The sequence below is a fragment of the Pseudarthrobacter adonitolis genome (assembly GCF_055412845.1).
The window spans coordinates 1-17411 of sequence record NZ_JBVAYW010000006.1 but is presented as its reverse complement, the minus strand read 5'-3'; the positions used below and the strand labels follow the sequence as shown (position 1 = coordinate 17411).

The following is a 17411-nucleotide window of genomic DNA, read 5'->3' as shown; positions in this document are numbered from 1 at the left end:
GTGGACAGGATCGCGAAGGTTGCCGTGGTTGTTCCGGTCCATAACGAGGAACCGCACCTGGCACGTGCCCTGGCAGCGGTCAGAGCTGCAGCTGATGCCCTGCAGGACAGCCAGCCAGGCACGGACGTCGCCATCGTGGTGGTCTTGGACGCCTGCACGGACAGTTCCGGCGCCGTGGCGGCGCGTGTTGCGGCGGCCGATCGCCGCCGCATCACCCTGCTGCCGGTCGCGTTCCGAAGCGTCGGGAGGAGCCGGCGTGCAGGCATCAACTTGCTCCTCGCAGGACCCCTGCCGGAGCATTCTGGAGCAGGCCGGACGCAGGCTGTGGAACGGGTATGGCTGGCCAATACCGACGCCGATTCCTGCGTTCCGGAAAACTGGCTCCTGCGTCAGGTGGAACTCGCTGACCGCGGCGCAGATGCAGTCCTGGGGACGGTTGAACCGGACCCGGAGGGCATGGACAGCGAACTCCTGAGGCGCTGGCACGTCCGGCATCCGTTGGGGGAGGACCATCCCCACGTGTATGGTGCGAATTTCGGGGTGCGGGCCTCGGCCTACATTCGGGCTGGTGGCTTTCCCCGTCAGCGTTCGCATGAGGACCGTGCGCTGGTGGAACGGCTGCGCGGCCATGGGTTCCGTGTAACGTCTACGGACACGGTCCGAGTAGTGACTTCCGGGCGGACCGAGGCCCGGGCGCCGCAGGGGTTCGGCGCATATCTGCTGGCCCTTGGCATGGAGTCCGCGGTGGCGTTCGAACGCTGAGAAGCATGAACGTTGGAAGCACCTGAACGCTGAGAAGCGGACAAAATGAGGGGGCCGACGACGACTGGGGGGACTGGCCTCGGTCTCAGAAGAGGCCACCTCGCCGCCGACCCCGCCTGACACCCGGGACGCGAAGGACCCGGGAAGCCTGAAGGAATCTGCTGATATTGATTTTCCTCTAAGTGGCGGGTCCTGCCTAGTCCCGCCGGGCGCGGTCCGGTTCCGCGTCCGGTTCCGCCTGATCGGCGCTGTTCCGGTGGCGTTCACGCAGTTCGCGGCCGCGCCGGATGTCGTCCTCTTCTTGCTCCTGCATCTTCTCGCTTTTCTTGGTGTCCCGGGGCGGTAACTGGATGGTCTCCTCAGCCTCGATTCCGGCCTGGAGCTGCCGTCCCCGCTCCATCTCGGCGTCGAACTCTGCCCCGAACAGCAGCGACATGTTCAGGATCCACAGCCAGAGCAGCATGACAATCACGCCGCCCAGCGCACCGTAGGTTTTGTTGTAATTGCCGAAGTTGGCCACATAGAGGGCGAAGCCGAGCGAGGCCAGCAGGAAAATGAACAGGGCTATCCCGGAGCCAAGGCTCATCCATTTGAACTTCGGTTGTTTGACGTTGGGCGTGGCGTAGTAGAGCACCGCGATGATGACGATGATGAGCGCCACCATTACTGGCCACTTGGCGATGTTCCAGCCGGTGAGGAACGCACCGCTGAGCCCGATGAGGCCGCCGACTGCCTCTGCCACAGGTCCGCTGAGCACCAGCATGCCTGCCAGGAGGGCCACGATGACTACGGCGACGAGCGTAACAGCGAGCATGGTTCCGCGCAGCTTGACGAACGGACGGCCCTCATCGATCTCGTAAATCCGGTTCATGGCCCGACCGAAAGCACCAACGTACCCGGAGGCGGACCAGAGCGCGGTGGCGAGTCCGATGAACAGTGTCAGCCCGGCAGCGGGTGCGTTAGCTAACTCCTCAACTGGGCCGCTAACGGTATTGACCGTCTCAGCAGGGGCGAAGCCCCGCACGATCTCCAGCAGGGCAGTGGTTGTTTTCTCAGGGTCCCCGAAAAGGCCGATCAGAGAAACGAGCGCGAGCATCGCAGGAAACAAGGACAGCACGGCGTAATACGTCAGGGCAGCAGCGAGGTCCGGGCACTGGTCCTTAGTGAACTCCCGAAGGGTCTTTTTGGCGATGTACTTCCAAGCCGGCTTAGTGACATCGGCAGGGCTGTCCGGTTTCCGGGAGTCGTCGGGCGCGGGTGCTTGGTCCGCCTTGGCAGTGCTGGTTTCGGATGAGTCTTGAGCGGCCACGGGGTGTCCTCACGGGTTGGTAATGGACAGGCCGGCCCTCCCGGGAAAGGGAGACCGGCCTGTCTATCATGCTGCTGGCGGGGCTACCGCCGGTCAGGTGTTCTGGACGTGGTCCTTGGCGTCGGTAGCGCGGTCCTTGACGTCGGCCGCTGCCACTTGGCCCTCCGCCTTGACATGTTCGGCGGCGTCGGTGGCCGTGGCCTTGACGTTTTCCATGGCTACCCGTGCCGGTTCCTTCAGGCCTTCGGCCATGTCCTTGGCGGCCTCGGTCAGTTCGGTGGTCAGCGGCTCGGCTGCGGATTTGAGGGCGTCCGCCGCTTCGCGTTCCTTCTCGCTGGCGGGGATCAGTGACGACAGGAGCAGGCCAGCTCCGAACGCGATCAAGCCCGCGGCCATCGGGTTACCCTGGGTTTTCGCCTTCATCTGGTGCGGCGCGTCACCGATGGCCTCACGTGCATCGGTGAGTGCGTTGCCGGCGCTGTCAGTGCGGGCGTGGACGCCGCTGTGGACGCGTGTGGTGGCGTCGTCGGCTGCTCCCATGACTCTCTCCTTCACTCCGAAAACGGCGTCTTTCACCTTGTCGGTTTGGCGGTGGACGATGTTGGACGGCGTCACTTTGTCCGCCACCGCGTCCACGTTGGTGCCCAGTCGGGCGCGGGTTGCTTCTATATCTGAACGGATGTCGTCCGGGTTGTCGCTCATCGTTGTACCTCACCGGGTTTTAGGGTTGGGGGAATTTCCTGGAGTGTTTCAGCGGTTTGGGGCATGCCCTTGACTGCTTTGAGCTCTTTGCGGCCCACCGACGCCAGTACTGCGGCGATGGCGCCCCAGAGGACTGCGACGACGACGGCAGACCAGCCGAGTCCCATCAGCTCGCCCAACGCGACCCAGAGTGCGATCGACAGGAAGAGCAGCACGAAGTGCCCAGCTACGCCGGCGCCGGCAAGCATGCCACCGCCCCTGCCTGCCTTGGTGGCGGATTCCTTCAGTTCGGCCTTGGCAAGCTCTACTTCCTGGCGCATCAAAGTGGACAGGTCGCGAGTCACCTCACCGAGCAGGTCACCCAACGACGTGTTGTCCGCCTTCGCGTGCGCAGCCGAGGGGGGAGGCTCCGGTATCTGGCTGCTCATCACGGCCTGCCAGTCTGACCGTCCGCCGAGCGGTCGCGGGTCAGGGGGGCGTTGGCCATCGGATCGTCGGCGAGATCACGTTCGCCCAGGGGATCGTCGGCGAGGCGGTCCCCGGAGGAGGGCTGTTCCGCGAGTTGGGGGCTGTCCAAGGGACTGGCGGGACGCGAAGGATCCCCGTAGCTGCTCCCCGGCGCGCCGCCGTCGAACCCTGCCGTGGTGGTGGCCGGGCCGGGCAACTGTACCGGCGGCGGCGGGACAGTGCCACCGCCCGACGGTGTATAGCCGGCCGGGCCGGCGCCGTATTGACCGCCGGTGCCGTCGAACTGGCCACCGGTGCCGTATTGCACGGTCGCGTCGTATTGGCCGCCGGTCCTGGTCGTGGCGGACTCCGGTGCTCCTGCGCTGAGGCTGCGGGTGAGCCGCCCGGCGAGGACGCCGGCACCGGCGGCCAGGAGCAGGAAAGTCCCGGGACGCTGCCTGGCGAAGGTCTTGACTTCGTTCAGGAGCGATCCGGGGTCGCGGCCGTCCAGCCATGCGGCAACGGAGGAGGAACGCTCCGCGGCCTGGCGGACCAGGTCTGTGGCCACTCCGGGCTGGTCTGACGCCCGCGCCATGGCGTGCAGTTCGTCCGAGACTGACCGGAGGCCGCTGGCTACCTTCTGCTGCTGCGCGCTGGCCTGCTCGGTGAGGTCATAGCGGGCCTGCTGCAGGAGGTCCTTCGCATTCGCCTTCGCCTCCGACGCGACGTTCGCCGCTTCTGATTTGGCGGTTTCCGCCACGCTCTGTGCGGACTCCGTCGCTGTCCGCGCCACGTCTCCGGCTTCTTCCCTGACAGTATCGGTGCGGGACGTCCCGTGGGGATCGCCGGTCTGCGGAGCTGTTGGGGGGGACTTACTGGGGAATGTACTGGGGGCGCGTTCTCCCGTGTTTCCGGGAGTGGCCGGTGGAGCCGGGTAAGCCGAATCCTCGGGCCATTGGTTCTCTGTCATCTTCGCTCTCTTTCCAAAGAAGGCCGCTTGTTGATCAAGAACCAGCGATACTGGCCGTAAAATAGTAAGCATGGTTACTAACGGAAGGTAAGTACTATTCCTACCTGAATTTCAAATGGGTCCGTATGGCCTGCCGGCCTGGCATCGCAGGGACCCCGTCACAACGAAGTGGAAAGAGGCGAGTAGTTGTGGATACAACATCGTGGGTTTGGGTGATTGTTGGCATCGTGGTGGTGCTCCTGATCGTGTTGTTCCTGGTGACAGGGCGTCGTCGTCGGGCGCTTGAGCAGAAGCGGGACGAATCGAACCGCGAGAAGGCCGCCGAAATGCGCCGGAAGGCGGAGGAGGTGGAGCTCGATGCGAGTGAGAAGGAAGCCAGGGCGAGCCGCGCCCGTGCTGACGCGGAGCAGGCGCAGGTCGATGCCGCACGGCTGAAGCAGGATGCCGAGCAGAAGGCCGGCGACGCGAGATCTCTCCGTGACGATGTAGCCAGGCAGACCGAAAAGGCCAACGCGATAGACCCGGACGTGCGCGAGGATATGGGCCGGGATGCGGATGCACGCCTGGGTGCAGATCAGGATGCGCGCCTTGATGCACGCCAGGCTGAAGCCCGCACTGAAGGAGCCCGCGCCGACGAAACCCGCGCCCAAGAATCCCGTTCCGGAGCAGCGAGGTCCAATGAAGTCCGCCCCGGTGAAACGCAGCCCGGAGGGGTGCGGTCCCGTGGCGACGTCGACGGCGATGGAGACGGTTACCCTGATGCCAATGCGCACACCGATCCTGCGCAGGCCGAAGAGCTGCGGAGGCGTCGCGAGCGGGCTGATCGCGACACGCCGCGCTCCGGCATTTAGGGCTCCGGCATTTAGCCTGTACGTCCTGGTCGGACCCTGCCCCACGCCCGAAGCTGGTGGCCTGCCATCGAGGCGTGCCGATTTGGGGTGTACAACTAGGGTTGATCCATGACTGAAGCGGCACACGGGTAATGGCAAAGCGCGGCAAGTCAGGCGGCCGGAACAGCCAGCGTCCGACGGCGGGTGTCATCGAGGTGCCCAAGGGAACCCGTCCTGATGGCCCGGTTGAGGGCGTCTACTACATTGATACCGGCGACTGCGAGCTCATCGCGGACCAGGACAACTCCAACGGTTGGCTCCTGAAGATCAACGGTGTCATGAGCTCCCACATCGACCTCGCCGATCCGTTGTTCCTCGATTTTGAGTACATGCGCTGGATGGCGGCGCTGATTGAGTCACGTTGGCCGCCGAAGTCCGGAAGGGGCGGGGCCAAGGCGGTCGCGCCCACCGCGGGCGGGACCGGGCGGCTGCGCGGGCTGCACCTGGGCGGCGGGGCCTGTTCCCTGGCCCGATACCTCCACACCGCCTATCCGGACGCCCGGCAGGTGGTGGTGGAACTCGACGGCAAACTGGCCGAGTATGTCCGCGGCTGGTTCGACCTGCCCAAGGCGCCGCTGCTGCGGCTGCGCGTGGGGGAGGCCCGCGAGGTTACCGAGACGCTCACGCCGGACAGTCGCGACTTCATCATCCGCGACGTGTTTGCCGGTTCACTTACGCCGCGGCCGCTCACCACGGCCGAGTTCAATGACCACATCAAGCGGGTCCTGTCGCCGGGTGGTATCTATGTGGTGAACTCAGGCGACGCCCCGAGCCTGCTGAATGCGCGGGAAGACGCCGCCACCATCGCGGCCACGTTCGCACACACCGTCATCATCGCCGACCCCTCCATGCTGAAGGGCCGCCGCTACGGCAACATGGTGATGGCCGGCAGCGATACCCCGCTGGACGGGGACCCGCAGCTGGCCCGTCGGCTCCTGGGCGGTGCCGTCCCGGCCCACATCTGGAACGACGCCCAGGTGCGCTCCTTCGCCGCGAACTCCCCGGTGCGTCGCGACCCGGACGCCCCATCGATTGCTCCGTAGCCGCCCTTTTTGAGCGCCCAAAACGGCCGTTACGGAGCAATCGCTGGAGTCTGGGCCCTGCCCAGCAGGGCATCCCGGTGCGCCGCCGTCTGGTCGCGCAATGCCTGCACAACGGCGGCCACGGCGGGGCGGCGCATAGAATCCGGCCGCAGCACCATCCAATAAGGGAGCAATTCGGCGAAGTCGTCGGGGAGCAGTCGGACCAGGTCGTTGTGCAGATTGCCCATGAAGCACGGCAGGAATCCGATGCCCGCGCCGGCGCGGGTGGCCTCCACATGGACAAACACGTTGGTGGAAGTGAGCCCTTCGCGCATGGCCGGCACCAGCCGCCGGGGTGCGTCCAGGAGGTCCACCTGCAGCATCGAATCCACAAAGTACACCAGCGGGTGCTCCGTCAGTTCAGCAACGCTCGCCGGCGTCCCGTTCTCGGAGAGGTAGGCGCGCGAGGCGTACATCCCCAACATGTACTCACCGAGTTGGACGGCTTCGGCCCGGTGGACCTGCGGTTCGCCCACCACCACTTCGATGTCCAGACCCGAGCGCTGCTGCAGCGCACGGCGGGTCATGGTCACCACTTCCACGCTCAGCCCGGGGTGTTTCCGGCGCAGCCGCGCCACAGCGGGTGCCGCGATGTAGGCGCTGAAGCCGTCGGTCGCCGTCATACGTACGACGCCGGTGATCGGGTCCGGTGCCTGGCCTGCCGGTCCCAGCACACTCACCGCGGCCTCCACCTGTTCGGCGACCCGGACAGCCTCCGTGCCCAGCTCCGTCAGTTCCCAGCCGCCGGCCGCCCGGGCCAGGACGCGGCCGCCGAGCGCCTTCTCCAGGGCGGCTATCCGACGCGAGACGGTGGTGTGGTTTAGCCCCAACGCTTGCGCCGCCGTCGTAAATTTTGCTGAGCGGGATACCGCGAGCAGGACCAGCAGGTCATCGGGATTCGCCTTCATATCTGCAATTGTGCACACAGGCGGTGCTTGTTTGGTCATTGAAGGCGCATGTTTGTGCAGTAATACTCAGTGAAGCCATTAGTGCTGTGGATCACAGCGCGTGTCAAAGTGGACACTAAGGAGAAACTCATGAGCGTAGAGCAGCGCTCGGCAGACAATGCCGCCGGATCCGCACCCAAGGGATCCGGACTGAAAAAGATTGTGGCCGCCTCGATGGTGGGCACGGTAGTGGAATGGTACGAATTCTTCCTCTACGCCACCGCCGCCACCCTGGTCTTCGGGAAGTACTTCTTCCCCGCCACCGGCAACGAGCTGGACGGCATTATCCAGGCGTTCCTCACCTACGCGGTGGGCTTCGTGGCGCGCCCCCTCGGTGGCATCGTCTTCGGCCAGATCGGCGACAAGCTGGGCCGCAAGCCTACCCTGCAGCTGACCATCGTGATCGTCGGCGTGGCCACCTTCCTGATGGGCTGCCTCCCGGGCTTTGCCGACATCGGCTACCTCGCCCCGGCCCTGCTGGTGGCCCTCCGCTTCATCCAGGGCTTCGCGCTCGGCGGTGAATGGGGCGGCGCGGTGCTGCTGGTTGCCGAACACAGCCCCAACAAGTCCCGCGGATTCTGGTCCAGCTGGCCGCAGGCGGCCGTGCCGGTGGGCAACCTCCTGGCAACACTGGTGCTGTTCATCATGTCCACCACCCTGAGCCCCGAGGCGTTCCTCGGCTGGGGCTGGCGTGTAGCATTCTGGCTCTCCGCCGTGATCGTCTTCGTTGGCTACTACATCCGCACCCACGTCACCGAGGCACCCATCTTCCTGGAGGCCAAAGCCCTCGTGGAGAAGGAGCAGGCTGTCAACTACGGCGTCTTCGAGGTGGTGCGCAAGTACCCCAAGGGCATCCTGCAGGCCATGGGGCTGCGTTTCGCGGAGAACATCATGTACTACCTGGTGGTCAGCTTCGCGATCGTCTACCTCAAGAGCGTGCACAAGTACGACACGTCCTCGCTCCTGCTGGCACTCCTTATCGCCCATGTCATCCACCTCCTGGTCATCCCGCAGGTGGGGCGGCTCGTGGACAAGCTGGGACGCAAGCCCGTCTACCTCATCGGCGCCATCTCCGGTGCGGCCTGGCCGTTCTTCGCCTTCCCCATGTTCGATACCCGCAACGCCGTCGTGATTGTCCTGGCCGTGACCATCGGCCTGTGCCTGCACGCCTTTATGTATGCCGGCCAGCCTGCCATCATGGCCGAGCTCTTTCCCACCCGGATGCGGTACTCGGGTGTATCGCTGGGCTCGCAGGTCACCTCGATCTTCGCCGGTTCGCTGGCGCCTCTGCTGGCCACCCAGTGGCTCAAGGACACCGGTTCCTGGCTGCCCACCGCCATCTATCTCGTGGTTGCGTGCGCTATCACCACAGTGGCGGTGCTGAGCCTGAAGGAAACCAAGGGCATCGCGCTGGAGGACGTGGACAAGGCCGACGCCGCCCGCGAGGGACTGATCCCGGCCGGCTCACGCTGAGCTGCTTGAGCCGCTTGAGCTACTGGGACTAGGCAAACGATGGGAAGTGCAATGGAAAACACGCTGAACGGCCGCAAGGCCCTGGTGACCGGCGGCGCCAGCGGGATTGGCGCTGCCTGTGTCCGAGAGTTCGCCGCCCGTGGGGCCAAGGTGGTGGTTGCCGACGTCGACTCCGCCGGCGCTGCCGCCCTCGCCGATGAAGTGGGCGGCACTGCCTGGGCCGTTGACCTGCTGGACGCGGACGCGCTCGCCACCGTGAGCCTGGACTGCGACATCCTGGTGAACAACGCCGGGATCCAGCGCATCAGCCCCATCGAAGCGTTCGATCCAGCGGATTTCCGCCGGATCATCGCGCTGATGCTCGAGGCCCCCTTCCTGCTGATCCGGGCGGCGCTGCCGCACATGTATGCCAACGGTTTCGGCCGCATCATCAACGTGTCATCCGTGCACGGAATCCGGGCCTCCCCCTTCAAGAGTGCGTACGTTTCCGCCAAGCACGGCCTGGAAGGGCTGAGCAAGGTGACGGCGCTCGAAGGCGGGGAGCACGGAGTCACATCCAACTGCGTCAACCCGGGCTATGTCCGGACCCCGCTCGTCGAAAAGCAGATCGCGGACCAGGCCAAGGTGCACGGCATCCCCGAGTCCGAGGTCCTGGCCAGGGTGATGCTCACCGAGTCCGCCGTGAAACGCCTGGTGGAACCGGAGGAGGTCGCATCTTTGGTGGCCTGGCTGGCCTCCGATCACGCCGGCATGGTCACCGGGTCCAGTTACATGATGGACGGCGGCTGGTCCGCGCGGTAGGCCGGGCCGATTGCCTACTCCTGCCGTCTGACCTGGCGGGGATCGTAGTAGACAACGCCCTCTGCGGTTCGCATGCCCACAGAGTCGAGGGTCCGTGAGACCACCACACCCTCGTGCCGGCCGTTGAAGGGATCGTCTCCCACAACGGCGTCACCGATTTTGTAGGGGCTTGCTGGGCCTGGCACCGCGCGGATACGGTTCCAGGCCCTAGCCATACGGCGCGGTTGTCTCCCGCTGGCGTCGTAGTGGCGGTCGTGTTGAGGTTCGTGTTGGGCCGGATTACGGGCAGCATTGACCATCGGTAACTCCTTCAGCGCGGCGCTCGTCCGCTCACTGGCGGTGCGGTTGCCGGAACGCCCCAGCAGAGGATGGTCCTCCAATTCCTGGCTGGCACCTTACATTTACGCTAGGCGCTAATCACACCAGTCACACCAGTAACATGTACTCATCTTTGCGGAGGGGCCCTACTTAGGGGATTTTCCTGCCAGCGCTGGCAGGGAATCAGCGCTCGCCGTTGAGGATGTCGTCAGCGTTGTTGTAGGCCCAGGTGATCAGGGGGACGAGCAGGCCCGATAGTTCATAGCCGCGTTCGGTCAGGCTGTAGTCAACGCGGGGCGGGATGACCGGCTGCGCCTTCCGCAGCACCAGGCCGTCGCGCTCCAGGGTCTTGAGGGTCCGCGCCAGCATTTTCTCGCTGATTCCCTCGGCGCGGCGCCGGAGTTCGCTCCAGCGCTGCTCACCTTCCGAGAGTGCCGGCAGGATCAGCACTCCCCACTTGCTGGTGATGTGGTCCAGGACGATGCGGCTGGGGCACCGGCCGGGAACACACCGTCGGCCAATCCTTCCGGCAGGCTGGCGGCAGTGCCGCGTCCCGGGTGGACTACGCCGCGGCCGCCGCGGCCGTGCTCTTGGCCCAGAACCAGGCCGGCAAGGTCTACGAGCTCGGCGGGGACCACGCCTTCATGCTCACCGAACTGGCCCAGGAAATCAGCACCGCGGCCAACAAGCCCGTGGTGTACCAGGACCTTCCGGCCAGTGACTACGCCGGACTCCTTGCCGGATTCGGCGTGCCGGAGCTCTTCGCCGACATTCTGGCGGACTCGGACCTCGGCATTGCCCATGGCGATCTCCTGGTCAGCGGCTCGGACCTCCGCACCCTCATCGGCCGTCCCACGACGCCGATGCCGGTTGCCGTCCGTTCGGCGCTTGCTTCGGCCTAGGCAGGACCCGGTCTGACGGCTGCATGCCTTCTGAGCCACACAGCCCTGACAGCTCCTGTTCAGAAGTCCTGTTGCCCGGCCTGCGGGCCGGGTGACTAGGACTTGGTGCCTGTCAGGGCCAACGTTCCGCCGAGGCCGATCATCAAGGCCCCGCCTGTTGCCTCCACTGCTGAAACCCGGGGGCGACCGGGCGAACCATTGGCGGGCCGAACCTGCGGCGACGGCCCAGAGGCTATCTGAAACTATGGCGATCAGCAGGAAAACCGCCCCAGCAGCGCCAGCTGGAACGAATGGCCCCGGACGGGTAGTCCACAAACTGCGGCAGTACCGCGACGAAGAACACCACTGACTTGGGTTGGTGACACCCACCACCAGACCTTCCGCCACCAGCCGTTGTGGCGAGGAGGCCACTGGCTGACGATCGGCGAACGAGTTGTGCCGCCGGTTCCGGATGGCCTTGATGCCCAGATAGACCAGGTAAGCGGCCCCCGCCAGCTTCACCACGCTGAAAAGGACTACGGACTGCGCCACAATAGTGCCCCCTCCGAACGCAACTGCAGCCACCTGCCCGGTCGCATTGCCCAGTACTGTCAGGACGCCGCCCCTCCCAGCCAAGGGCCAGGGAACGGCCGATCACGAACAGCGCGCTGGGTCCGGGGGCAGCCATCAGCACCACGGATCACAGGCGGTGGTGTCTTCCATCTCGGACTGGGGGCTGGTATCTGCACTGCGCGTTGTATCGAGTCCAAAACTCTTGACATCATGTCTGGTTTTCTTTACCTTTGAGATGTCAGCTTTGTTTTACATCTGGTGGAAATGGCAGGAGCGGAAATGTCCTTCGAAGAGAAGAGCGCCTGGATCATGGGGGTGGTGGCCGCGGGCTCTTATGGCGTGTATCTGGCCATCGTCCTGGGCCTGGCCGGCACCATGCCCGTTGCCGGGGTTCCGTATGTTGCTCCACTGCTGTGGACCATCGGGGCCTCTATTGCTGCGTCCATCGCGCTGCACATTCTCCTGGGCATCTTTTCGCCCAAGGAGGCCGGGAAGAAGGACCAGCGCGACAGGGAGATCTACCGTTTCGGCGAGTACATCGGCCAGTCTTTTGTGGTCATCGGGGGCGTCGCGGCGCTGCTCCTGGCGATGGCCGAGGTGGACCACTTCTGGATCGCAAACGTCATCTACCTGACGTTTGTGTTGTCCGCGATCCTGGGCTCCGTAGCCAAGATCGTTGCCTACCGCCGGGGGTTCCAGCCGTGGTGAAGCCAACGCGGGTGACCAATTCCATTCGGCGCCTGCGGTTCGAACGGGGCGAGATGACGCAGGCCGAATTGGCCGAACGTGTGGGCGTCACCCGGCAGACCGTCATTGCCATCGAGCAGGGCCGGTATTCGCCGTCCCTGGAGATGGCGTTCCAGATCGCCCATGTGCTCAGCGTGCCGCTCGAGGACGTGTTCCAGTACCCGAATCACGAAGGAGACGCATCATGAAAGCTATCGTGCAGGACGTTTACGGGAATTCCGATGTACTCCAGCTACGGGACATTCCGCAGCCGGTGCCCGGCGATGGGGAGGTGCTGATTAGCGTCCGCGGGGCCGGCGTCGACCAGGGCGTGTGGCACCTCATGACCGGGCGGCCGTACCTGATCCGGCTCTTCGGGTTCGGGCTGAAGAAGCCCAAGGTGCCCGTCCGCGGACGCGAGGTTGCCGGCGTCGTGGAGGCTGTGGGGGCTGGCGTGACGCGCTTCCAGCCTGGCGATGAAGTGTTCGGCACATGTGAGGGGTCCTTCGCAGAATTTGTCTGCGCCAAAGAGAGCCGTGTGGCAACGAAACCCGCAAACCTCACGTTCGAGGAGGCCGCGGTGGCGCCCATTTCTGCTGTTACCGCGTTGCAGGCCGTCCGCGATGCCGGACAGGTCAGTACCGGCCAGAGGGTGATGATCATAGGCGCTGGCGGGGGAGTAGGGTCCTTTGCCGTACAGGTGGCGAAGGCATTCGGGGCGGAGGTCACAGGAGTCTGCAGCACCGGAAAAGTGGAGCTGGTCCGGTCCCTCGGTGCTGTTCACGTCATCGATTACACACTGGACGACTTTGCCCGCGCCGGGCTGCTTTACGACGTCATTTTGGATACCGCCGGCAACCGGCCGCTCTCAGTCCTGCGGAACGCACTCACGCCGCGCGGGACGCTGGTGATCGTTGGCGGTGAGGGTGGTGGGAAGCTGACCGGCGGGTTTGAGCGTTCGATGGGTGCGCCGCTGGTGTCGCTGTTCTCCGGCCGAAAATTCAAAGGGCTTGTTTCGACGGAGAACTATCGCGATCTCGAGGCGCTGACCACGCTTATTGAAGCTGGCAGTGTGAAGCCTGCCGTGGACAAGGTCTACGCGCTCGCTGAGGCGCCAGCCGCCGTTGAATACATGCACGAGGGCCGGGCTCGCGGCAAAGTAGTTGTCAGCATCTGACGCTCTTCAACTTCTCATCCTCGGCCGTATGGTTTTGTGGGGCTCCATGTTAGGAGCCTTTTCTCGCATGACCGACTGTAAGAAGTACACGCAGCAGTTCAGGGATGAGGCTGTTGAGTTGGTGATTTCCTCTGGCCGTCCGATCTCGCAGGTGTGTCTGGGGATAGGCGTGCTTGAAGGCACGCTGGGGAACTGGGTGCGCCGGGAGGATCATCCGGATCGGGTTACCGCTGGCCAGGAGAAGGCTGCTCATGCAAGGGTCCGGCTTCAGTCTCGTTCGCGGGTCCTTCACAGCCGGTGACGCCGACCGATGAATGTTAGGTGTCGGCCGCGAAGGGTGCCTGCTGCGTGTATTGGTGTGTGGCTGCGCAGTCCAGCAGGAGTGCCGCCAGTGCTACCCGGTGCAACGCGGTTCCGCGGGGCGGGGTGCGTGGGTCGACGACGGGAGGTGTGATGGTTTCACCGTCGACGAGGCGGGGGACACGGATCAGCGTCCACTGTAGTCCGCTGGCCTGCCAGGCCTGGTACTCGCGTTTCCTGTCAGCCGATGCTGCTCCGGCGAGGGTTCGTGCCAGGGCTCCTATGAATCGGTCCCGTGGGCCCTTTTGGTCTCCGGGGACATCAAGTCCGCCCACACTGACGCCGACGAACCGGCTAACACCCGTGGTGTTCATCGCCGCAATGGTGTTCCTGGCGAGAATGGTATGCAGCTCCGGGTCGCGGCCCCGGGCGCCCACTGCCGAGATCACTGCGTCGGCGCCTTTTGTGACGCGGGCGAGGGTTTCCGGGTCGTGGACCTCGCCTTCTACCAGGGTGACGTCTTCATTGCGGAAGCTCGCGAGGCTTTCGGGATTGCGGGCGAGAGCGGTCACCTGGTGGCCGCGCGCCTTTGCTGCGGTGAGGACAAGGCCGCCGGTGCGTCCGGTGGCTCCGAGCAGTGCAATTCTCATGGGGTTTCCTTGCCGGTCAGGGTGGGGTTCCAGGTTTCGCGTTCCCGGTGAGCGAATTCGGCGAAACTGATTGGGTCCCGGCCCTGTACGTGGTGCACGGTGTCGGTCAGGCCACCGGCCAGCCCGAGCCGGGCTGCGGTGTAGATGGCGGCCGTGACGATGACCATGCCCCAGGGCATTCCCAGGGTCCGGCGGGCGTGCCGGAGGTAGCGGAAGATGCCGGGCCGGGCATACCGGATGGGGCGGCCGAGCTCGTCAGTCAGGATCTGGGCGATCTGTCCGTACGTCAGCGCTTCGTTCCCGGTCACAGTCCACGCGGTGTTGCGGTGGCCGGCGGGATCGAGCAGCGCTGCTGTGGCGACGGCGCCGACGTCCTCGCTGTCAACGAATGCGGTCGCGCCACGGCCGGCGGGAACCACGATCTCGCCGCGGTCACGGATGTCGGTCAGGTGGGTGGTTGAGAGGTTTTGGTGGAAGAAGGAAGCTCGCACGAAGGTCCAGTCGGCACCGGAGGCGCGGAGCCATGCTTCGATGGCCGCGTGCGGGACGGCCTTGTTCTTCTCAGCACCCTGGAGTGAAAGGAACACCATCTGTTCGACCCCGCGGGCCCGCGCGTACTCGAGGGCGGGAATGATCTGCGTCTTCGGCTTGCCCAGATGCGGCGGGCGCAGCAGAAACATCTGGCGGATTCCGTCGAATACGCCGGGCCAGGTCATCTCATCGGTGAAATCCAGGGCAACAGCCTCAACCCGCTGCCCAAACATCCGCCTCACCGACTCCATGCTGCGGCCGGCCGCCCGGACTCTTCGCCCAGCGGCCAGCAACTGCTCCACCACGACCCGACCGACGTTGCCCGTAGCCCCGGTAACCAGGATCACTTCATCCGCCATCAAGCGTCTTCCTTTCTGCTGATCTTGAGGCTAACAAACCCGCACCGCTGAGAAGCCTCAGGGGCGCAGGCGGGACGCCCACATGTCGGCGTCCCGCCTGACGCGCGGCTTAGTGATGCAGTGTCTCTTTCTCGTCCATAGCGGGGCTCTACCCAAGTGCTCCAGGGCTATCTCGCCTCGCAGGAGGAGTCCACACAAACGGCGTGGTGGTGGTGAGTGCCCTGAATCCCAACCTTCGCAGGATCGGCTCGCTGTCAGCGGAAGCGTCCACCTGCAGGTACTTCACCCCATGGGCGGCCGCCACCTGAGCCCGCGCCGACACCAAGGCCTTGTAGATCCCCCGCCCTCGCCATGCAGGCAACGTTGAACCGCCCCATAAACCCGCGAAGTCCGTACCCGGATTGATCTCCAGCCAGGCCGCCGACACCACAACCCCTGAGGCCTCCGCTATGAAGACCACCAGGTTTTCCGGGTCCGAGGCCAGCCGGTGATGCAGATCAGCGGCCACCCAGCCGTAGTCGGCGGCCCACACTTCAGACATCATGGCCGCGATGCGCTCCAGGTCAGGGCGTTCGCGGGCCAGCCTCACCCGAATACCTTCCGGGACCGCAGAGTCACCGGCCATCGCGGCCGTCTCGCCCACAAGGACGGTCTCGCGGTCTTCCGGTACGAAGCCTGCTGCGCGGAGGCGGGCCTCCAGATCAGTCGGGAGGTCGTGCGCCCGGGTCTTCCATTCGACGGCTTCCCCGCGGCCGGCAAAGTAGTCACGCTGCTCGACGATAATCCTGTCGAGCATCCCGTCCTCCACGCCGAGGTCACGAGCCGACTCGATGAAGCCCCGCCGCTGTCCGGTCACGCGTAGCAGGGGGCCCAGGAGCTGATACTCGTGGCCTGTCGGAACCGCTGGCGGAACCAGCCGGCGGAGCTGGGAATCGTACGCGGCAAGGATATCGGTGGTTGAGGCCATACGCTTCAGCCTACGACCAGCGCCGCCGGACCCAAGCGGGCCGGGAGGGCAACCTCGGCCCAGCATCTCCTGACCGGGTCCGCGCCGTGTCCAATGTCTGGTATTCCGGACACATGCTGTGTTTGGATGGCCATGAGGGGAGCCGCCATGGGCGCAAGGTTAAGTACGGGATCCCGGACACGGCCGGAAGCCCCGCGAGAAATGACGGAGGGCACAGCGGTGTCGAACACGGAAGCCAGGCCTGAGGCCGGCAGCGAACCAAGGGTGACGTCCAAAGTCCCCGCTGCCGAGAACACCCTTCGTATCCTCAAGCTCCTGGCCTCGAAGCGGGGGCCGATGGCGGCGTCGAGCATTGCCACGTCCTTGGGATTGCCGCGCTCAAGCGTTTACCACCTGCTCGGCGTGATGGAGGCGAACGGTTTTGTCCTCCACCTGCACGAGGAGCAGCGCTACGGGCTGGGGATCAGTGCCTTCGAGCTGAGCTCGGCGTATTCGCGGCAGGAGCCGCTGTCCCGTCTGGGTCGACCGCTGCTGGCATCGCTGGTGGACGTGATCGGCGAGAGCGCGCACCTGGCCGTGCTTCATGGCCGCGACGTGCTGTACATCGTGGAGGAACGGGCCAAGAACCGCCCGTCGCTGGTGACCGACGTCGGCGTCCGGCTCCCCAGTCACCTCACCGCCAGCGGCCGCGCCATTCTCGCGGCATTGCCGAAGTCGCAGGTCCGCGCGCTCTACCCGAATGCCGAGGCGTTTACTGCCCGGCATGAGGTGGAGGGCGCCATCATGAAGTACTCCGCGCTGTCCTCGCACCTAGACCGGGTAAGGCAGCGCGGCTACGCCACCGAACACGGCGAGGTGACGCCCGGCTTCGGCTCGATCGCCGCCGCTGTCACGGATCATGTGGGATGGCCGACGGCGGCAGTCGCCGTGACATTCCTCGAGGAGAAATTGCCGGCGGACCAATGGCCGACACTCGCCGCGCGGGTCCAGAAGGTGGCGGACGAGCTCTCCGTCCGCATCCACGGCCGCCCTGCCAAGTAACGCTGCCCGACGACGGCCCGACAGGAACCGCTGCGGTCTGGAATCCCGGACACCACCGCTCCGAAAGTCCTATCCTGCCCGGTTTGGAACGGCTTTAGTTAATACAGAACCTCTTCCAGATGCACCAACACGAGAAGGAGCCCTCATGGCACCCGCCGATTTCACCACCGGTGCCCGCCCGGTCAAAGCTGCCCGCGGCACCGAGCTCACCGCCAAGAGCTGGCAGACCGAAGCGCCGCTGCGCATGCTGATGAACAACCTGGACCCCGAGGTCGCCGAACGTCCCGATGACCTGGTGGTCTATGGCGGAACCGGCCGTGCGGTCCGGTCCTGGGCCGCGTTCGACGCGATCACCCGCACCCTGGAAACGATGGAAAAGGACGAGACCCTCCTGGTCCAGTCCGGCAAACCGGTCGGCGTCTTCCGCACCAACGAATGGGCGCCCCGCGTGCTCCTTGCCAACTCCAACCTCGTGGGTGACTGGGCGAACTGGCCCGAGTTCCGC

General features: G+C 65.2%; 20 protein-coding genes and 3 pseudogenes. 12 read left to right on the top strand and 11 right to left on the bottom strand.

Annotated elements, in window-relative coordinates; genetic code table 11:
* The gene (locus ACZYZ4_RS08480) at positions 1–762 is read left to right on the top strand and encodes a glycosyltransferase family 2 protein (RefSeq protein WP_463859911.1); all 762 of its coding nucleotides are present in this window, start codon (positions 1–3) and stop codon (positions 760–762) included.
* A gap of 196 nt (positions 763–958) precedes the next feature.
* On the opposite strand, the gene ACZYZ4_RS08475 is transcribed toward ACZYZ4_RS08480, so the two are convergent.
* From ACZYZ4_RS08475 to ACZYZ4_RS08460, 4 genes are all read right to left on the bottom strand, one after another.
* On the bottom strand, positions 959–2071 hold the full coding sequence (locus tag ACZYZ4_RS08475) for a YihY/virulence factor BrkB family protein (RefSeq protein ID WP_463859909.1): 1113 nt from the start codon (positions 2069–2071) through the stop codon (positions 959–961).
* Between the two features lie 93 nt (positions 2072–2164).
* A complete protein-coding gene (locus ACZYZ4_RS08470) occupies positions 2165–2773 on the bottom strand; it encodes a DUF3618 domain-containing protein (RefSeq protein WP_463859907.1) in 609 nt (202 codons plus the stop codon).
* Positions 2770–3201, bottom strand: a complete 432-nt coding sequence (locus tag ACZYZ4_RS08465; RefSeq protein WP_463859905.1) for a phage holin family protein — start codon at positions 3199–3201, stop codon at positions 2770–2772. Before ACZYZ4_RS08465 ends, ACZYZ4_RS08470 begins: the two co-directional genes overlap by 4 nt.
* A complete protein-coding gene (locus ACZYZ4_RS08460; protein WP_463859903.1) occupies positions 3201–4190 on the bottom strand; it encodes a hypothetical protein in 990 nt (329 codons plus the stop codon). The genes ACZYZ4_RS08465 and ACZYZ4_RS08460 overlap by 1 nt, the downstream gene beginning before the upstream one ends.
* A gap of 188 nt (positions 4191–4378) precedes the next feature.
* On the opposite strand from ACZYZ4_RS08460, the gene ACZYZ4_RS08455 reads away from it, so the two are divergent.
* Positions 4379–5041: a hypothetical protein gene (locus ACZYZ4_RS08455; protein WP_463859901.1), complete on the top strand. Its 663-nt coding sequence runs from the start codon at positions 4379–4381 to the stop codon at positions 5039–5041.
* A 131-nt stretch (positions 5042–5172) separates the two neighbouring features.
* Complete coding sequence (locus ACZYZ4_RS08450; protein ID WP_463859899.1) at positions 5173–6123, top strand: spermidine synthase; 951 nt, start codon at positions 5173–5175, stop codon at positions 6121–6123.
* 29 nt (positions 6124–6152) lie between these two features.
* On the opposite strand, the gene ACZYZ4_RS08445 is transcribed toward ACZYZ4_RS08450, so the two are convergent.
* Positions 6153–7070, bottom strand: a complete 918-nt coding sequence (locus tag ACZYZ4_RS08445) for a LysR family transcriptional regulator (protein ID WP_463859898.1) — start codon at positions 7068–7070, stop codon at positions 6153–6155.
* 129 nt (positions 7071–7199) lie between these two features.
* Here ACZYZ4_RS08445 and ACZYZ4_RS08440 point away from each other — a divergent pair, with 129 nt between their 5' ends.
* Together ACZYZ4_RS08440 and ACZYZ4_RS08435 are read left to right on the top strand one after the other, a co-directional pair.
* Positions 7200–8582 (top strand): MFS transporter, encoded by a 1383-nt coding sequence (locus ACZYZ4_RS08440; RefSeq protein ID WP_463859896.1) that lies wholly within the window; start codon positions 7200–7202, stop codon positions 8580–8582.
* Between the two features lie 51 nt (positions 8583–8633).
* The gene (locus ACZYZ4_RS08435) at positions 8634–9383 is read left to right on the top strand and encodes a 3-hydroxybutyrate dehydrogenase (RefSeq protein ID WP_463859895.1); all 750 of its coding nucleotides are present in this window, start codon (positions 8634–8636) and stop codon (positions 9381–9383) included.
* Between the two features lie 14 nt (positions 9384–9397).
* Here the strand turns inward: ACZYZ4_RS08435 and ACZYZ4_RS08430 are convergent, their stop codons facing one another.
* Together ACZYZ4_RS08430 and ACZYZ4_RS08425 are read right to left on the bottom strand one after the other, a co-directional pair.
* Complete coding sequence (locus tag ACZYZ4_RS08430; protein ID WP_463859894.1) at positions 9398–9682, bottom strand: hypothetical protein; 285 nt, start codon at positions 9680–9682, stop codon at positions 9398–9400.
* 202 nt (positions 9683–9884) lie between these two features.
* A pseudogene (locus tag ACZYZ4_RS08425) lies at positions 9885–10234 on the bottom strand (winged helix-turn-helix transcriptional regulator).
* A gap of 24 nt (positions 10235–10258) precedes the next feature.
* Between ACZYZ4_RS08425 and ACZYZ4_RS08420 the strand changes: the two are divergent.
* The gene (locus ACZYZ4_RS08420) at positions 10259–10603 is read left to right on the top strand and encodes a Rossmann-fold NAD(P)-binding domain-containing protein (RefSeq protein WP_463860250.1); all 345 of its coding nucleotides are present in this window, start codon (positions 10259–10261) and stop codon (positions 10601–10603) included.
* Between the two features lie 249 nt (positions 10604–10852).
* Here ACZYZ4_RS08420 and ACZYZ4_RS08415 read toward each other — a convergent pair.
* A pseudogene (locus ACZYZ4_RS08415) lies at positions 10853–11167 on the bottom strand (LysE family translocator); the annotation flags it as partial.
* A gap of 267 nt (positions 11168–11434) precedes the next feature.
* On the opposite strand from ACZYZ4_RS08415, the gene ACZYZ4_RS08410 reads away from it, so the two are divergent.
* From ACZYZ4_RS08410 to ACZYZ4_RS08395, 4 genes are read left to right on the top strand one after another with little or no spacing between them, the layout of a single operon-like run.
* A complete protein-coding gene (locus ACZYZ4_RS08410; RefSeq protein ID WP_463859892.1) occupies positions 11435–11863 on the top strand; it encodes a hypothetical protein in 429 nt (142 codons plus the stop codon).
* On the top strand, positions 11857–12090 hold the full coding sequence (locus ACZYZ4_RS08405) for a helix-turn-helix transcriptional regulator (protein WP_160677130.1): 234 nt from the start codon (positions 11857–11859) through the stop codon (positions 12088–12090). The genes ACZYZ4_RS08410 and ACZYZ4_RS08405 overlap by 7 nt, the downstream gene beginning before the upstream one ends.
* Positions 12087–13058 carry an NAD(P)-dependent alcohol dehydrogenase gene (locus tag ACZYZ4_RS08400; RefSeq protein WP_463859890.1) on the top strand — a complete coding sequence of 324 codons (972 nt, stop codon included), beginning with the start codon at positions 12087–12089 and terminating at the stop codon, positions 13056–13058. The genes ACZYZ4_RS08405 and ACZYZ4_RS08400 overlap by 4 nt, the downstream gene beginning before the upstream one ends.
* Before the next feature lie 28 nt (positions 13059–13086).
* Positions 13087–13359, top strand: a complete 273-nt coding sequence (locus ACZYZ4_RS08395) for a transposase (protein ID WP_463859889.1) — start codon at positions 13087–13089, stop codon at positions 13357–13359.
* 16 nt (positions 13360–13375) lie between these two features.
* Here the strand turns inward: ACZYZ4_RS08395 and ACZYZ4_RS08390 are convergent, their stop codons facing one another.
* The 3 genes from ACZYZ4_RS08390 to ACZYZ4_RS08380 all read right to left on the bottom strand — a co-directional run bounded on the left by ACZYZ4_RS08390 (position 13376) and on the right by ACZYZ4_RS08380 (position 15865).
* A complete protein-coding gene (locus tag ACZYZ4_RS08390; protein WP_463859887.1) occupies positions 13376–14008 on the bottom strand; it encodes an NAD(P)-dependent oxidoreductase in 633 nt (210 codons plus the stop codon).
* Positions 14005–14898: an NmrA family NAD(P)-binding protein gene (locus tag ACZYZ4_RS08385; protein ID WP_463859885.1), complete on the bottom strand. Its 894-nt coding sequence runs from the start codon at positions 14896–14898 to the stop codon at positions 14005–14007. The genes ACZYZ4_RS08390 and ACZYZ4_RS08385 overlap by 4 nt, the downstream gene beginning before the upstream one ends.
* Positions 14899–15046: 148 nt before the next feature.
* A complete protein-coding gene (locus ACZYZ4_RS08380; protein ID WP_463859883.1) occupies positions 15047–15865 on the bottom strand; it encodes a GNAT family N-acetyltransferase in 819 nt (272 codons plus the stop codon).
* Positions 15866–16066: 201 nt separating this feature from the next.
* Between ACZYZ4_RS08380 and ACZYZ4_RS08375 the strand changes: the two genes are divergently transcribed.
* Complete coding sequence (locus tag ACZYZ4_RS08375) at positions 16067–16906, top strand: IclR family transcriptional regulator (protein ID WP_463859881.1); 840 nt, start codon at positions 16067–16069, stop codon at positions 16904–16906.
* Positions 16907–17051: 145 nt separating this feature from the next.
* Positions 17052–17411: pseudogene (locus tag ACZYZ4_RS08370) on the top strand (urocanate hydratase); the annotation flags it as partial.

Coding starts and splice junctions, on each gene's coding strand:
- ACZYZ4_RS08470 (WP_463859907.1), bottom strand. CDS start 2,773: ATGAGCGACAACCCGGACGACATCCGTTCAGATATAGAAGCAACCCGC.
- ACZYZ4_RS08465 (WP_463859905.1), bottom strand. CDS start 3,201: ATGAGCAGCCAGATACCGGAGCCTCCCCCCTCGGCTGCGCACGCGAAG.
- ACZYZ4_RS08460 (WP_463859903.1), bottom strand. CDS start 4,190: ATGACAGAGAACCAATGGCCCGAGGATTCGGCTTACCCGGCTCCACCG.
- ACZYZ4_RS08450 (WP_463859899.1), top strand. CDS start 5,173: ATGGCAAAGCGCGGCAAGTCAGGCGGCCGGAACAGCCAGCGTCCGACG.
- ACZYZ4_RS08445 (WP_463859898.1), bottom strand. CDS start 7,070: ATGAAGGCGAATCCCGATGACCTGCTGGTCCTGCTCGCGGTATCCCGC.
- ACZYZ4_RS08440 (WP_463859896.1), top strand. CDS start 7,200: ATGAGCGTAGAGCAGCGCTCGGCAGACAATGCCGCCGGATCCGCACCC.
- ACZYZ4_RS08435 (WP_463859895.1), top strand. CDS start 8,634: ATGGAAAACACGCTGAACGGCCGCAAGGCCCTGGTGACCGGCGGCGCC.
- ACZYZ4_RS08430 (WP_463859894.1), bottom strand. CDS start 9,682: ATGGTCAATGCTGCCCGTAATCCGGCCCAACACGAACCTCAACACGAC.
- ACZYZ4_RS08410 (WP_463859892.1), top strand. CDS start 11,435: ATGTCCTTCGAAGAGAAGAGCGCCTGGATCATGGGGGTGGTGGCCGCG.
- ACZYZ4_RS08400 (WP_463859890.1), top strand. CDS start 12,087: ATGAAAGCTATCGTGCAGGACGTTTACGGGAATTCCGATGTACTCCAG.
- ACZYZ4_RS08395 (WP_463859889.1), top strand. CDS start 13,087: ATGGTTTTGTGGGGCTCCATGTTAGGAGCCTTTTCTCGCATGACCGAC.
- ACZYZ4_RS08390 (WP_463859887.1), bottom strand. CDS start 14,008: ATGAGAATTGCACTGCTCGGAGCCACCGGACGCACCGGCGGCCTTGTC.
- ACZYZ4_RS08385 (WP_463859885.1), bottom strand. CDS start 14,898: ATGGCGGATGAAGTGATCCTGGTTACCGGGGCTACGGGCAACGTCGGT.
- ACZYZ4_RS08380 (WP_463859883.1), bottom strand. CDS start 15,865: ATGGCCTCAACCACCGATATCCTTGCCGCGTACGATTCCCAGCTCCGC.
- ACZYZ4_RS08375 (WP_463859881.1), top strand. CDS start 16,067: ATGACGGAGGGCACAGCGGTGTCGAACACGGAAGCCAGGCCTGAGGCC.